We start from the raw sequence: 14878 nt of genomic DNA on the forward strand, positions 1-14878 counted from the left end.
TGGCCCGTACCAGAGTCCTCGCGGCGCGCCCGGCAGGGCCGGTACAATCTCCCTCGCCATAAAAGTAGTTTACCCACATGAGTTGACGTGGTATGATAGAGAACAAAGAGAAGGGGAGAGGAGTTTATGCACAAGGCTTTAACCATTGCCGGGTCCGATTCCGGGGGCGGAGCCGGTATCCAGGCCGACTTGAAAACCTTTGCCGCCCTCAAAGTTTACGGTACCAGCGTGATCACTTCCGTGACAGCTCAGAATACCATGGGAGTGCAGGGGACCTTCGACCTGCCGCCGGAATTTGTCGGCCGGCAGCTGGATGCCGTTTTAAGCGATATCGGGGCGGACGCCGCCAAAACTGGAATGCTGGCCAATGCCGGTATTATCGAAGTGGTAGCTGCCAAGGTTCAGGAATACGGGGTGAAAAATCTGGTCATTGACCCGGTAATGGTGGCCAAGAGCGGCGATCTCCTGCTGGCCCGGGAAGCGCGCCAGGTTTTGCAGAAAAAACTGTTCCCCCTGGCCCTGGTCATTACTCCTAACCTGGATGAAGCCGGCGTTCTTACAGGGCGCGAGATCAGCAGTGAAGAAGAGATGGTAGCTGCCGCGCGGGAGTTACATGATCAGGGCGTACCCTATGTTTTAGTAAAAGGGGGGCACCTGGCCGGTGCGGCAACAGATATTCTCTTCGACGGCCGCGAAGTCCGGCGTTTTACCGCTCCCCGGCTGGATAAACGCCACACCCATGGGACGGGATGTACCCTGTCGGCAGCTATAACTGCTTTCCTGGCCCGGGGTTTGACGGTACCCGTAGCGGTGGCGGCAGCCAAAGAGTATATCCAGACGGCCATCAGCCAGGCCCGGGCCGTAGGTCGGGGCTGCGGGCCGGTACACCACCTGGCATTCTATTATTCCTGGGGGGATTGAGCGTGCCCTTTTTATTGCTGGTAGCCCTGGTCCTGGGCCTTGACCAGCTGAGCAAGTATATTATCCGGGTCAATTTCCAGCCCAATGAGAGCCTGCCGGTAATCAATTCCGTTTTTCATTTAACTTACATCAATAATCCCGGAGCCGCCTTCGGCCTCCTGGCTAATAAAACCCCGGTATTTGTGACCGTGACTGTGATGGTGGTGGTTGTCATCCTGGCGGCCTACCGCTTCCTGCCGCCAGGACGGTTTACCTTGCGCCTGGCCCTGGCCATGATCGCAGGCGGCGCCCTGGGCAACCTCATTGACCGCCTGCGCTTCGGTTATGTAGTTGACTTCCTTGATTTCCGCATCTGGCCGGTCTTTAACCTGGCCGACATAGCTATCGTTGGCGGCGTTGTTCTCCTCTGCTGGGAACTTCTGGGGCCGGTAAGTGAACAGGGGAAGAGCTTGTGAGCCGTCGCATAGAGCTGGAAGTACCCCCGGAAGGCAGGGGAAAACGCCTGGATGTGTGGCTGGCCGGGGAACTGGAAGGGGTATCCCGTTCCCGCGTCCAGCAGCTGCTGGATGCCGGCGAGGTTACTTTCTGCGGAGGGGAACGGCCGAAAGCCAATTACCGCCTGCGGGGCGGGGAGAAAATTAAGGTCAACCTGCCGGAGCCGGTGCGGCTGGAGGTAAGACCTGAACCCATCCCCCTGGACATCCTGTACGAAGACGAAGATGTTATTGTCATCAACAAGCCCCAGGGCATGGTCGTCCACCCGGCACCCGGCAATGAACACGGTACCCTGGTCAACGCCTTATTGTACCACTGCGGCGATCTTTCGGGTATAAACGGCGTCCTGCGGCCGGGCATAGTCCACCGCCTGGATAAAGACACCTCCGGCATCCTGGTGGCAGCTAAAAATGATGCGGCCCACCAGGGCCTGGCGGCCCAGGTCAAGGCCCACAGCATGAAAAGGGTTTATCTGGCCCTGGTCCACGGGGCAGTAGTAGAGCCCCGCGGGCGTATCGAGGCGCCCATTGGCCGGCACCCTGTCGACCGGCAACGCATGGCGGTTACTGACAAAAATTCCCGGGAGGCTGTCACCCACTATCGTGTTCTCGAACAGTTCGAACGGTATACCCTGCTGGAGGTGCGGCTGGAGACGGGGCGCACCCACCAGATCCGGGTGCACATGGCCTTTCTGGGTCACCCGGTGGTAGGTGACCCCAAGTACGGCCCCCGGCACTGCCCTTTCGACCTGCCGGGCCAGCTTCTGCATGCCGGTTGCCTGGGTTTTAACCATCCCGTACGGGGAGATTACCTGGAGTTTACGGCACCACCGCCGCCGGTCTTTTTACATGTACTGGAAAATTTAAGGCGGGAGAAAAGGGGAGAGGGTAGATAAGATGCCTGACGGATGGGTTACTGTGGCTGTGAGGGAGAGGGTAGAAGCCCTGATGGTTCAGGGTTTACTGGCGGCCGCCGGCCTGCCGGTGCGTCTGGTCGGGGAGGCCCTGTGGAACATCTACGGCTTTCACAGCGGCCCCATGGGCCAGGTCCAGATCCAGGTGCCGGCGGAAGCCGCCGGGCAGGCGCGGGACATCCTGGCGGCAAGATTCCAGGGTGAAGCAGCCCATGACCGGTAAACTCCAGAACCGCCTCAACGATCTCGACGGCCGGCAATGGCTGTACTGGACCGACACCCTCTACATTACCGCCTATCCCCCCGATGCTACCCACCCTTTACGTAAGCAACACGGAGCCATGAAACCCCCGGAGGTAATGGCGGAAATTATCCGTTTTTTTACTAAAAAAGGCGAGCTCGTCCTGGACCCCTTCGCCGGCGTGGGAGGAACCCTGCTGGGGGCGGCCCTGGCCGGGCGGCCGAGTCTCGGTTTTGAACTCGACCCCCGCTGGGTAGCCATCTACCGGTCCATCCAGCGCGATTTTATCATCGCGAACGGGGTTATCTGCCGCCGGGAAGAGGCGGTGGCCGGTGGGGAACCCCTGACGGGGGAAATGCGCGAGGGCGACTGCCTGTCCCTGCTCAAGGAGTTACCCTCCGAAACTGTTCCGGCGGTAATTACCGATCCTCCTTACGGGATTAACCATGGCGCTACGGGCTTCAGCAAGGAAACCAACTTTAATATGCTTTCGCCTTTGCTGGCTAATGATTTGGGCCGGGCCCCCGACCTGCCCAGTTTCCTGGGGCGCCTGCAGGAAATCGGGCTGGAGATTCGGCGGGTACTCATGCCCGGCCGCTACCTGGTCATGCTGGTGGGGGATCGTTACCAGCAGGGAGAATATGTTCCCCTGGGCTTTTTAGTGGCCCAGGCCATGCGCGAGATCGGTTTCAAATTTAAAGGGTTGAAAATCTGGTCCAACAAGGCCACCCGCCGTCACCTTAAGCCCTATGCTATAAAATCAGTCTTTGTACCCAACATTACCCACCAGAACATCCTTATCCTGCGGAAGGAATGATGCAAAGTTGATGCAATTACTGGCTGTCGGGGCCCAGGTGGGTGCCCTGTTTTTCTATGTCCTTCTGGGCTTCCTGGGACGCCGGCGTAAGATTTTAACCGCCCAGGGCGACAAAGTTATTTCTGACATTATTTTTTACTTTACCATGCCCGCCCTTACCATCACCTCCATGAACCTCAAGGTTTCCGGCCAGGAATTGACAAACGCCTTCCTAATCCTGGCCGCCGCGGTGGTGCTGGTCCTGGGATCCTACGCCCTGTGCATCCTGGCAGGGGCCTGGCTGCGCCTGCCGTTGAAGACCGATTATGCCTTTCGCTTTACCACCGCCTTCGGCAATGTGGCCTACCTGGGCTTTCCGGTGGCCTACATCCTCTGGGGCCAGTTGGGCGTCTTTTATGCCGCCATGTATGCTCTGGGCCACAATGTCCTCTTCTGGACTCTAGGAGTCTGGTTGATGCAGGATCACCAGGAACCCCAAGGCCTCGACTGGCGCCAGATTTTGAACATCAATGTCCTGGCCATTATCCTGGGCCTAATCCTGGCTATATTCCATTTCCAGCTGCCGCCCCTCATTTTTCGTCCCCTGGATGGGCTGGGCCAGGCTACCATACCCCTGGCCCTCCTCCTGGTGGGTTCCATGCTGGCCGAATCTCCCATCCGCACCCTGGCCGGCAACAAGATAGTTTACCTGATGGTGGCAGTCAGGTTGATAATCTTACCCCTCCTGGCCCTGGGGGCCATGTTCCTTGTTCCAGGCTGGGATAAGAGTGTCCGCCTGCTGGTGATTATGGAGATGGCCATGCCGGCGGCGGCCATTGCCCCGGCTGTGGCGCGGAAGTATGACGGCGATTACACCCTGATCTCCGAAGGGGTGGTGGCTACCACCCTGGTTTCCTTGTTAACCATCCCTCTGTGGGCCTGGTTGTTAAATTACCATATATTGACATAAAGTCCTATTTTTCTGGCAGGAAAAATCAGCCCAGGTGTCAAATATTACCAGGGAAATAATGGTTTATCCTATAAAACTGGAAGAGGTGACACCCGTGGCCAAAAAGCCTAAAAATGCCCCGGCTCCCAGGATAACTAAAGTTAAAGTAACGGGAAAATTAGATTCCCTCACCGACCTGCTCAAATTACGTTTATTTGAGTACTCGCCCCAATCGGTGGATGAGCTGGTTCAGGAAGCGCAGCAGCACCTGCTGACCAGCCATAATCTGGCCAAGATCCAGAAAAACGTGAACCGCTGTCTGGCCAAAAACCCCTGCTTTCGCAGTGAAGGCAAGGGATTGTGGTGCCTGCGCCTGGACGGCTTGAAGGAAAACGATGCCGCTCACCGCGTCCTCCAGGCCCATGGAGATGCCCTGCGTTTAAGTGAAATCAACGAGGAGTTAAAGGAAGCCGGCAAGCCGGAAGTACCGGGAGAACAAAAGCTGGTAGCCGACGGTCGTTTCTTGCGGCTAAAAGACGGTCGCTGGGGCCTCATCCACTGGGCCTATGTGGAACCGGAGCCGGCAGCTGAAGTGGCAAAAGGAGTGCAGGAGGCGGCACCTGCGGCGGTGGGAAATTCCCCCACCCTGGGAAGCCAGCATCCTTCCCCTGTCCAGGCAATAGCCCCATCTGCTGCGGCCGAAAAGTCCCGGCCCCAGCCGGTTAATGCGGCCGTGGCCACTGGTAACGGCCGGGAAACGCAGCCTCCGGGTTCTCCAGCCAGGACAGCGCCAGGCAGGGGCGGCAGCGGCCCCCAGGTAGTGGAAATGCCCCGGGCCGGCGAGCAGATTCTCCCCCTGGCCAAACCGGCACCGGCGGCTAAAGAAAGCGATTTCTGGGACAAGTTATTTCCCCTGAAGCACACCGGCGAGAAGACGGCACCTCCGGCGGCCCCGAAATTTACGCCGGTAAAGAACGCCACCGTGGAACCGCCGGCCTGGGAGGAAATAGCCGCCGGGGCCGAAGCCGCCGTCCTCACCCTGGAAACAGAAAAGTTAACCCCGGCCCCCAAGGAATTTAGCCTCATTAACGGCGGTAAGGCTGCCGTCGGCCGCCAGGTGGAGCAAAAGGATGAAGAAAAAGAAAAGCTGCGCCAGGAAATAGAAGACCTGCGCCAGGAGAATAAAAACCTGTTAAGCGATCTGGAAAAACTCCACCGGCGTAAGGAGGAATTGCGCCAGGAGCTCACCCAGATAGAAGAGCAGCTGGTAAACTTAAGGGTTGAGCGGGATACCCTGAAGAAAAGGGTCAGCCACCTGGAGACGCGCCTCATGCAGCTCCAGGGAACCCTCAATAAAACCGTCAGCGATGCCCAGGCCGAACAGGCGCGCCTGAAGCAACAGCTGCGGGAGCAGGAATACCGTCTCCAGACGACTCTCATTGCCAATGAAGACCTGGAACGGACGGTGGCCGACCTGCAGAAGGAACGCCAGGAGCTAAAGCGCCAGCTCGCCTTCTGGCCGGTACGCCTGGCCTTACGTCTGGCGGCCCTTTTCGGTTTCGGCCTGCCGCGGGAAAGGACGCGGGCCAGGGCCTACAGCCGCTAGGCCCTTGCTAAAAATGGCAAACTTGGTTTATAATATTACTAAACCTTAACCCCGGTTAAAGCGGGGTATTTTTATTGAGGCAGGGTGGATAGGCATTGACGGATGTAGTCCGGGCGCGCGGCCTGGTAAAGAAATATAACGGTTTTACGGCTGTCAAGGGAATAGATTTTGCGGTCCGTCCCCGGGAGTGCTTCGGCTTTTTGGGACCTAACGGCGCCGGAAAAACCACCACCATCAAGATGATCCATTGTTTTACCCCTGTGACTGCGGGTAGTTTGGAAGTGCTGGGCTACGACGTGCGCAGCCGGCCGCGGGAAATTAAGGCCCGGCTGGGGGTTGTATCCCAGGAGGATAATCTGGACCCGGAGTTAACCGTAGAGGAAAACCTGCTTCTCTATGCCGGCTATTTCGATATCCCCCGGGACGAGGCCCGCAAGCGCGTCCAGGAGCTCCTGGCCTTTACCGGCCTGGAGGAAAAGGCCAGGGTTGAGGTCGATCACCTTTCCGGGGGCATGAAGCGGCGCCTGGCCATCGCCCGGGCCCTGGTAAATAAGCCGCAGCTTTTAATTTTAGATGAACCAACCACCGGCCTGGATCCAGAAGCCCGCCATATGATCTGGGAGAAACTGCGCCAGCTAAAAGCGGCCGGGGTAACCTTGATTCTCACTACCCACTACCTGGAGGAGGCGGCTCAGCTGTGCGACCGGCTGGTCATTATGGACCGGGGGATAATCCTGGAAGAGGGGTCGCCCGGAGAGCTGGTCGAGCGCCATGTCGGCCGGGAAGTCCTGGAACTGGCACCGGTAGACGACGAGGCCGGGTCCATTTTAACCCTGGTGGACGGCAGCATCCTGGCCCACCAGACCATAGGCCGGACCCTGTATTTATACACCAGCGACGGCCGCGAAGTCTGGCGGCAGGTCCAGGGCTTAAACAGTAAATTCAGCCATATGAGGTTAAGGCCGGCGACCCTGGAAGATGTTTTCCTCAAGCTAACCGGGAGGGGCCTGGATTAAGAATGGATATTTCTTACCGTGCCTGGAAGGTTTTCTGGCGTAATTTTGTCGTCTTTCGCAAGACCTGGCTGACCAACATCATGTTCAATTTCCTGGAACCCCTCCTTTACCTGGTGGCCATGGGTTACGGCATGGGCCACTATATCCCGGCCATCAAGGGTATGAGCTACCTCCAGTTCCTGGCGTCGGGGCTGATTGCCTCTTCGGCCATGTGGGCTACGGCCTCCGAGTGTACTTATGACAGCTTTGTGCGCATGAAGTTTCAAAAGACATACCATGCCATTGTGGCGACCCCGGTGAGCCTGGATGAGGTAGTAGTGGGGGAAATGCTTTTTGGGACCTTTAAAAGTGTCCTCTATGGTACGGTTATTTTACTGGTGATTTTCTTGCTCGGCCTGGTGCAGTCGCCAGCGGCCTTGCTGGTGCCCCTGGTGCTGGTGTTATGCGGCTTTGTCTTTGCCGAACTGGGGATGATCTGGACGGGCCTGGTACCCAAGATTGATACCTTCAGCTACTTTTTTACCCTGATTATTACCCCTATGTTCCTCTTTGCCGGCGTTTTCTTTCCCCTGGATGCCCTGCCTTTAATCGTCCAGCGCCTGGCCTGGCTGATCCCCCTTTACCATGTGGTGGAGCTGGTACGGCCCCTGATCCTGGGGCAGTTAAGCCCGGGTCTCCTGCTCCATGTAGCCTGGCTGGTAGTTTTTATTGCCATCTTTTTCTACCCGCCCCTTTACCTCCTGCGTAGGCGTTTAACGGGCTAGCAGGTTGTCCCGGAAGGGAGAATATGTTATCCTGGGTATAAGGTTAAAAAAGGGGGGCAATAACCATCATAACCCTCGGCACTTTATTCAGTCCTTACGCCTGGATACTCATTATCCTGGCGGCAGTAATCATCTTTGGTCCCAAAAGGTTGCCGGAACTCGGCCGCGGCCTGGGCCGGACTATCAACGAATTTAAAAAAGGCCTTGATGCTGACGACAAGCCGGAGAAGAAATAGAGCCTCCCATCCCATTTACGGAGGTGGCAAAATGCTCACCCGGCCTTTACTGGCCATAGACATCGGCGGCGGCACCCAGGATATCCTGCTCTACCGTCCGGACCAGCCGCTGGAAAACTGCGTCCAGCTCATTTTACCCTCGCCGACGGTAATCTGCGGCCGGCAGGTGGAGGCAGCCACAGCCGCTCGCCGGGACGTCTTCCTCACCGGTTACCTTATGGGTGGCGGAGCCCTGGTAGGAGCTTTGCGCCGCCACCTGGCTGCCGGTTTAAAAGTCTATGCTACGGCTCCGGCAGCGCGGACGGTTTATGACGACCTGGACAGGGTGCGGCAACTGGGCATTGAAATAACTGAGGAACCGCCCGGGGATGCAGTAACCATAAAGACGGGCGATGTTGATCTTGATACCCTGGCCGGTAGCCTGGCTCCCTATGGCGTCAGCCTTCCGGCGGAAGTGGCCATAGCCGTCCTGGATCACGGCGAGGCGCCGAAAGGTACAAGCGACCGTCTCTTTCGTTTTCAGCACTGGCAGCGCTTTGTTGCCGGCGGCGGTAGACTGGCAGACCTGCTTTACCGGGAGCCGCCGCGTTATCTCACCCGCATGCAGGCCGTACGGGAGCAGGCGCCGGGGGCCTGGCTCATGGACACCGGCGCGGCCGCCCTGTGGGGTGCCCTGTGCGATGCCAGGGTGGCGGCCTACAGCGAGGAAGGGTTGATCGTTGTCAACTGCGGCAACCAGCACACCATTGGGGTTCTCCTCCAGGGGCAGCGGGTATGGGGCCTGTTTGAGCATCATACCAGCTGTTTAAGCGGCCACAAGCTGGCTCGTTTTGTCGAAAAGCTGAGGGCCGGGGAGCTAACCAATGAGGAAATCTTTAATGACGGCGGTCACGGATGTTATATTGATCCCGGTTACCGGCCGGGTAGGGGCTTCCGTTTCGTTGCCGTAACGGGTCCGCAGCGCCGGCTGACCATACACCAGGATTACTACTGGGCCGCCCCTTATGGTGACATGATGCTCAGCGGCTGTTTCGGCCTGGTGGCCGCTGTGGCCGGTGACACCCGGTAAAATTGCCCTTGACAGGGGTCGGACTTTGGGCTAAACTACCATCTCGAAGGTCCTTTTAAGTTAGTCCGGTGAGGCTAGCAAAGGAGTAAGAGAAATATACTAGTGGTATGCTAAGCCTGCGCCAGCCTTCATGCGCAGGTTTTTTAATGCCCGGAGGAGGGGTTGAGGATGGAGCTGACGGTAAAAGCCAGGATCATGGATGCCGATAAACTGCGCCGGGCCCTGACCCGCATAGCCCATGAGATCCTGGAACGCAACCGCGGGACGGAAAACCTGGTCCTGATCGGTATCCGGCGCCGGGGTGTACCCCTGGCCGAGAGATTGCAGAAAATCATTGAAGAGATTGAAGGTGTAAAGATACCGCTGGGTATCCTCGATATCACCCTTTACCGCGATGACCTGACAACATTAAATATCCAACCGACAGTTAATGAGACGAAGATACCCTTTGAGGTTACCGGGAAAAAGATAGTCCTTGTAGACGATGTCCTTTTTACCGGGCGCACTATCAGGGCCGCCCTCGATGCCCTGTTTGACCTGGGACGACCGCGGAATATACAACTGGCGGTAGTAATCGACCGGGGGCACCGGGAACTTCCTATCCGTGCCGATTATGTCGGCAAAAATGTTCCCACTTCTTGCAAGGAAGAGATAGCCGTCCAACTCGAGGAAATTGATGGCGTCGACCAGGTATTGATCAGGGAATTGCCGCATGAACTCGATGTTAGTCCTTGAAATTATTCCCTACAATACCAGTGTTGCCTGGATACTGAAACTAATAAACTTGGCAGGGAGTGAACGCCGTTGCAAGGGTTTCTGGTGCTGGCCGACGGTACGGTTTTTACCGGCGAGGCCTTTGGCTATCCCGGCCGCTGCCATGGCGAAGTAGTTTTCAACACCAGCATGACCGGTTATCAGGAGATCCTGACCGATCCCTCTTACTGTGGCCAGATTGTCGTCCTCACCTATCCCCTGATTGGCAACTACGGTATTAACGCCGAGGACTGGGAATCCGAGCGCCCCAGGGTGGCCGGCTTTATCGTCCATGAGGCCTGTCCCCGACCCAGCAACTGGCGGGCCACCGGGGACATCGATCATTATTTAAAAGCAAACCGCATCCCGGCCCTTCAAGGGGTAGACACCCGCGCCCTCACCAGGCACCTGCGCCGCCACGGTACCATGCGGGGCATCCTGGCCACAGGGGAAGTTGACATCGAGGAACTGAAGACCAGGGCCGCCATGGAACCGCCTTTAAGCGGTCCCAAACTGGTGCCGGCCGTGACCAATAAGGAACCTTTTACGGTTGAGGGCGGCGAGCGCCGCATCGTCCTCTATAATTTCGGTGTCAAAGAGAATATTATTCGCTGGCTCCGCCGCGTGGGCTGTACGGTCATTGTCATGCCGGCCCGGAGTACCGCGGCTGAAATTTTAGCCGCCCGGCCCCACGGGGTGGTCATTTCCAACGGCCCGGGCGACCCCAAGGATGTCCCCTACGGTGTGGCCGCCATCCGGGAATTCCTGGGCAAAGTACCGGTGATGGGCATCTGCCTGGGCCACCAGCTCCTGGCCCTGGCCCTGGGGGGTGATACTTACAAGCTTCCCTTCGGTCACCGGGGCGGCAACCACCCGGTCAAAGATCTGCGTACCGGCCGGGTCTATATCACCTCCCAGAACCACGGCTACGCCGTCCGGGCCGAAACACTACCGCGAGACGTGGCCGTCTCCCACATCAACCTCAATGACGGCACCGTTGAAGGCCTGCGCCACAGGCAACTGCCTGTCTTTTCCGTCCAGTACCACCCCGAATCTTCTCCGGGACCGACGGATTCCGAGTACCTTTTCCATGAATTTATCCGGATGGTAGACGACAACCGGGGAAAGGAGGGCCATTGAGATGCCGGTGAAACCCGGGTTAAAAAAGATTATGGTCATCGGTTCCGGGCCCATTATCATCGGCCAGGCGGCGGAATTTGATTACGCCGGCACCCAGGCCTGCCGGGCTTTAAAGGAAGAAGGAATGGAGGTTGTCCTGGTCAATTCCAACCCGGCCACCATCATGACCGACCGGGACATGGCCGACCGCGTTTACCTGGAACCCCTGACCCTGGATTTTGTAGCCAAGATCGTCCGCCAGGAGCGGCCCGACGGCCTGATCCCCACCCTGGGGGGGCAGGTAGGGTTGAACCTGGCCCTGGAGCTGGCCGAAGCCGGCGTCCTGGAGGAAACCGGGGTAGAGCTGCTGGGGACGCCTTTAAAGGCCATCCAGCGGGCTGAGGACCGGGAGCAGTTCAAGGCCATGATGCTGGAACTGGGGGAACCGGTACCCGAGAGCCGGATTGTCAACACCGTCGAGGAAGCCCTGGCTTTTGCCGGGGAGATCGGGTACCCGGTCATTGTGCGGCCGGCCTATACCCTGGGCGGTACCGGCGGCGGGGTGGCCCGGAATGAGGCGGAACTGGAGGCCATCGCCCTGAAGGGCCTGAAGCTTAGCCTCATCAAACAGATTCTGGTGGAGCGCTCCGTCGCCGGCTGGAAGGAGATCGAGTACGAAGTCATCCGCGACGGGGCCGACAACTGTATTACCGTCTGCAATATGGAAAATATCGACCCGGTAGGGATCCATACCGGCGACAGCATCGTCGTCGCCCCCTCCCAGACCCTTTCGGACCGGGAGTACCACCTGCTGCGCCGCTCGGCCCTCAAGATCATCCGCGCCCTGGGCATCGAAGGGGGCTGCAATATCCAGTTCGCCCTGGATCCCGGCAGCATGCGTTATTACGTCATTGAGGTCAATCCCCGGGTCAGCCGCTCCAGCGCCCTGGCTTCCAAGGCTACCGGCTACCCCATTGCCCGGGTGGCCACCAAGATCGCCCTGGGTCTGACCCTGGACGAGATTCCCAATGCCGTCACCCGGGAAACCAAAGCCTGCTTTGAACCGGCCCTGGATTATGTCGTCGTCAAAATCCCCCGCTTTCCCTTCGATAAATTCTCCCTGGCCGAACGCCTCCTGGGCACCCAGATGAAAGCCACCGGGGAAGTTATGGCCATTGACCGCACCTTCAGCGGCGCCCTCTTAAAGGCCATCCGCTCTCTGGAATTAAAGCTTGACGGTTTGAGGGTACCGGCCTTCCAGCGTTTCAGCGACGGCGCCCTGCGCCGCAAAATGGCCGAGGCCGACGACGAGCGCCTGTTTGTTATTGCCGAAGCCCTGCGCCGGGGCTGGACCATTGCATCAATCCATGAAATCACCGGCATTGACCCGTATTTTTTAGGCGAGATTGAAAAAATTGTTGCCATGGAAGAAAAACTCATAGCGGCAGGTCCTACCCTGGATGGGGCTACCTTGAGGCGCGCCAAGGCCATGGGCTTCAGCGACGGCGAGATTGCCAACTTTACCGGCCTGCCGCCGGCGGCCATAGCCCGGCAGCGACAGGAAGAGGGGATCAGGCCCACCTTCAAGATGGTGGATACCTGCGCGGCCGAGTTTGAAGCCGTTACGCCCTATTATTATTCCAGCTATGATGTCGAAGACGAGGTCCGGCCCCTGGACGGCCGCAAGGTGGTGGTCCTGGGGGCGGGACCCATCCGCATCGGCCAGGGAATCGAGTTCGACTACTGCTCGGTCCATGCCGCCTGGGCCCTGCGCCGCGCCGGGGTGCACCCCATAATGATCAACAACAACCCGGAAACGGTCAGCACCGACTTTGATACTTCCGACCGCCTTTATTTTGAACCCCTGACACCGGAAAATGTCTTGAACGTCCTGGAACGGGAGCAGCCGGAAGGGGTGATTGTCCAGTTCGGCGGCCAGACGGCCATCAACCTGGCCAGGGTAGTGGCCGAGGCCGGCTTCAAGGTCCTGGGTACAACGGTGGCCGATATTGACCGGGCCGAAGACCGGGAAAAGTTTGACGCCCTGCTAAATGAACTCCGGATCCCCCGGCCCCGGGGCGGGGCGGCGACTTCCGTAGCCGGGGCGGCGAGGATTGCCAAGGAACTAGGCTTCCCGGTGCTGGTACGGCCTTCCTACGTCCTGGGCGGCCGGGCCATGGAGATCGTCCACAGCGAAGGTGAACTGCTGGAGTATGCCACCACTGCCGTGCGCGTCGCCCCGGAGCACCCCGTACTGGTGGACAAATACCTGCCGGGGATCGAGGTGGAAGTGGACGCCGTCAGTGACGGCGAGACCGTCCTCATCCCCGGCATCATGGAACACGTCGAGCGGGCCGGCGTCCATTCCGGCGACAGCATTGCCATTTACCCGGCCCACAGCTTGCCGCCGGGAGTGGCCGAAAAAATTGTTGCCTATACCCAGCAGCTGGCCCGGGCGCTTTGTATTCGCGGCCTCCTCAATATCCAGTTCGTCATTCACCAGGGGGAAGTTTACGTTCTGGAGGTCAACCCCCGTTCCAGCCGGACGGTGCCGTATCTTTCCAAGATTACCGGCGTACCCATGGTGGCCCTGGCCACCAACGTGATGCTGGGCAAAAGCCTTCCTGAGCAGGGCTACCGGGGAGGCCTGATGCCGCCGCCGGATTTTACCGCCGTCAAAGTCCCCGTCTTTTCCTTCGGCAAGCTCCTCCAGGTGGATACTTCCCTGGGACCGGAGATGAAGTCCACCGGCGAAGTTATGGGTATTGATCCTGTCTATGAGCGAGCCCTTTACAAAGGCTTGCTGGCTGCCGGTTGCACCATTCCCGGCCGCGGGACCCTTCTGGCTACCATTGCCGATAAGGACAAGGCGGAAGCGGTCCCCATTATCAAGGGTTTTGCCGAACTGGGCTTCAAAGTGGTGGCTACCGCCGGTACGGCCGGCGCCCTGGCCGCGGCCGGGCTCTTCGTGGAAAGGGTGGGTAAGATCCGCGAAGGTTCGCCCCACATCCTGGATTATATCCGCGAAGGGAAAATCCACTTCGTCCTCAACACTCTGACCCGGGGCAAGATGCCCGGGAGGGACGGCTTTAAGATCCGCCGCGCCGCAGCCGAACTGGGCATCCCCTGCCTGACCTCTCTGGACACGGCCCGGGCCCTGCTTAAAGTCCTCCAGTCCCTGAAGTCCGGGGATGAATTTGAACTAAAACCCCTGCAGGAGTATGTATCCCGCCCTTAACCCATAAAGTGAGATTGCCGGACAGGAGATGATCTTCATGCCAGCCAGAGATAAAATAATCGTGGCTTTGGATGTTGCCAGTCTGGCGGCCGGTGAAAAGCTGGTAGACCAGCTTTTCCCTTACGTCGGCATGTTTAAAGTAGGCCTGGAGTTTTACACGGCCGCCGGGCCGGAGGCCATCCGCATGGTTAAAGAGCGGGGCGGCAAAGTCTTTGCCGACCTGAAGCTCCACGACATCCCCAATACCGTGGCCGGCGCGGTCCGGGCTCTGGTGCGCCTGGGGGTGGATATGCTGAACGTCCATGCCGCCGGCGGCAGGAGCATGATGGAAGCTGCGGTAGCGGCTGCCAGGCAGGAAGCGGAGGCGGCCGGACGCCCGGCTCCTTTTGTCCTGGCCGTTACCGTATTAACGAGCCTGGATGGGAAAGCTTTAAGAGACGAGGTAGGCATTGAACGGGAAGTAGAGGAGCAGGTGGTCCGCTGGGCCAGGCTGGCTAAAGAAGCGGGGCTGGACGGGGTGGTGGCCTCGCCCCGGGAGATCCGGGCCATCCGGGAAGCCTGCGGTCCGGAATTTCTCATTGTAACGCCGGGAGTGCGTCCGGCGGGAGCCGACCGCGGCGACCAGCGCCGGGTTATGACCCCGGCCGCGGCCCTGCAGGAGGGGGCTTCTTACCTGGTAATCGGCCGCCCCATTACCGCTGCCCCCGACCCGGCTGCCGCCGCCAGGGCCATCGGGGAAGAAATGGAGGGCGTTATATAACG

The 14878-nt window shown here is 58.9% G+C and carries 15 protein-coding genes; all 15 read left to right on the forward strand.

Annotated elements, in window-relative coordinates; genetic code table 11:
- Positions 1-126 precede the first annotated feature (126 nt).
- The 15 genes from thiD (at position 127) to pyrF (ending at position 14876) form a co-directional block, all read left to right on the forward strand.
- Complete coding sequence (gene thiD, locus MCACP_RS04565; RefSeq protein ID WP_406678202.1) at positions 127-921, forward strand: bifunctional hydroxymethylpyrimidine kinase/phosphomethylpyrimidine kinase; 795 nt, start codon at positions 127-129, stop codon at positions 919-921.
- A 2-nt stretch (positions 922-923) separates the two neighbouring features.
- The gene (lspA, locus tag MCACP_RS04570) at positions 924-1376 is read left to right on the forward strand and encodes a signal peptidase II (RefSeq protein ID WP_406678203.1); all 453 of its coding nucleotides are present in this window, start codon (positions 924-926) and stop codon (positions 1374-1376) included.
- Positions 1373-2311, forward strand: coding sequence for an RluA family pseudouridine synthase (locus MCACP_RS04575; protein ID WP_406678204.1), 939 nt, complete (start codon positions 1373-1375; stop codon positions 2309-2311). Before lspA ends, MCACP_RS04575 begins: the two co-directional genes overlap by 4 nt.
- A gap of 1 nt (position 2312) precedes the next feature.
- Positions 2313-2552: a hypothetical protein gene (locus tag MCACP_RS04580; protein WP_062282702.1), complete on the forward strand. Its 240-nt coding sequence runs from the start codon at positions 2313-2315 to the stop codon at positions 2550-2552.
- Positions 2542-3387, forward strand: a complete 846-nt coding sequence (locus tag MCACP_RS04585) for a DNA methyltransferase (protein ID WP_406678205.1) — start codon at positions 2542-2544, stop codon at positions 3385-3387. The genes MCACP_RS04580 and MCACP_RS04585 overlap by 11 nt, the downstream gene beginning before the upstream one ends.
- A 10-nt stretch (positions 3388-3397) precedes the next feature.
- Positions 3398-4336, forward strand: coding sequence for an AEC family transporter (locus tag MCACP_RS04590; RefSeq protein WP_406678679.1), 939 nt, complete (start codon positions 3398-3400; stop codon positions 4334-4336).
- A gap of 34 nt (positions 4337-4370) precedes the next feature.
- A complete protein-coding gene (locus tag MCACP_RS04595) occupies positions 4371-5921 on the forward strand; it encodes a hypothetical protein (RefSeq protein WP_406678206.1) in 1551 nt (516 codons plus the stop codon).
- Positions 5922-6016: 95 nt separating this feature from the next.
- Positions 6017-6937 carry an ABC transporter ATP-binding protein gene (locus MCACP_RS04600; protein WP_406678207.1) on the forward strand — a complete coding sequence of 307 codons (921 nt, stop codon included), beginning with the start codon at positions 6017-6019 and terminating at the stop codon, positions 6935-6937.
- Positions 6938-6939: 2 nt separating this feature from the next.
- A complete protein-coding gene (locus tag MCACP_RS04605; RefSeq protein ID WP_406678208.1) occupies positions 6940-7701 on the forward strand; it encodes an ABC transporter permease in 762 nt (253 codons plus the stop codon).
- 68 nt (positions 7702-7769) lie between these two features.
- A complete protein-coding gene (tatA, locus tag MCACP_RS04610) occupies positions 7770-7937 on the forward strand; it encodes a twin-arginine translocase TatA/TatE family subunit (RefSeq protein WP_406678680.1) in 168 nt (55 codons plus the stop codon).
- A 31-nt stretch (positions 7938-7968) separates the two neighbouring features.
- Entirely contained in the window at positions 7969-9006 is a 1038-nt protein-coding gene (locus MCACP_RS04615; RefSeq protein ID WP_406678209.1) for a DUF1786 domain-containing protein, read from the forward strand.
- A gap of 168 nt (positions 9007-9174) precedes the next feature.
- Positions 9175-9741: a bifunctional pyr operon transcriptional regulator/uracil phosphoribosyltransferase PyrR gene (pyrR, locus tag MCACP_RS04620; RefSeq protein WP_406678210.1), complete on the forward strand. Its 567-nt coding sequence runs from the start codon at positions 9175-9177 to the stop codon at positions 9739-9741.
- Positions 9742-9810: 69 nt separating this feature from the next.
- Positions 9811-10899, forward strand: a complete 1089-nt coding sequence (carA, locus tag MCACP_RS04625) for a glutamine-hydrolyzing carbamoyl-phosphate synthase small subunit (protein WP_406678211.1) — start codon at positions 9811-9813, stop codon at positions 10897-10899.
- Position 10900: 1 nt separating this feature from the next.
- On the forward strand, positions 10901-14116 hold the full coding sequence (gene carB / locus MCACP_RS04630; RefSeq protein ID WP_406678212.1) for a carbamoyl-phosphate synthase large subunit: 3216 nt from the start codon (positions 10901-10903) through the stop codon (positions 14114-14116).
- A gap of 37 nt (positions 14117-14153) precedes the next feature.
- A complete protein-coding gene (pyrF, locus tag MCACP_RS04635) occupies positions 14154-14876 on the forward strand; it encodes an orotidine-5'-phosphate decarboxylase (protein ID WP_406678213.1) in 723 nt (240 codons plus the stop codon).
- Positions 14877-14878: the final 2 nt, after the last annotated feature.

Origin of the sequence: Neomoorella carbonis, assembly GCF_045278715.1 — a bacterium.
In the GTDB taxonomy this organism is placed as follows: domain Bacteria; phylum Bacillota; class DSM-521; order Neomoorellales; family Neomoorellaceae; genus Neomoorella; species Neomoorella carbonis.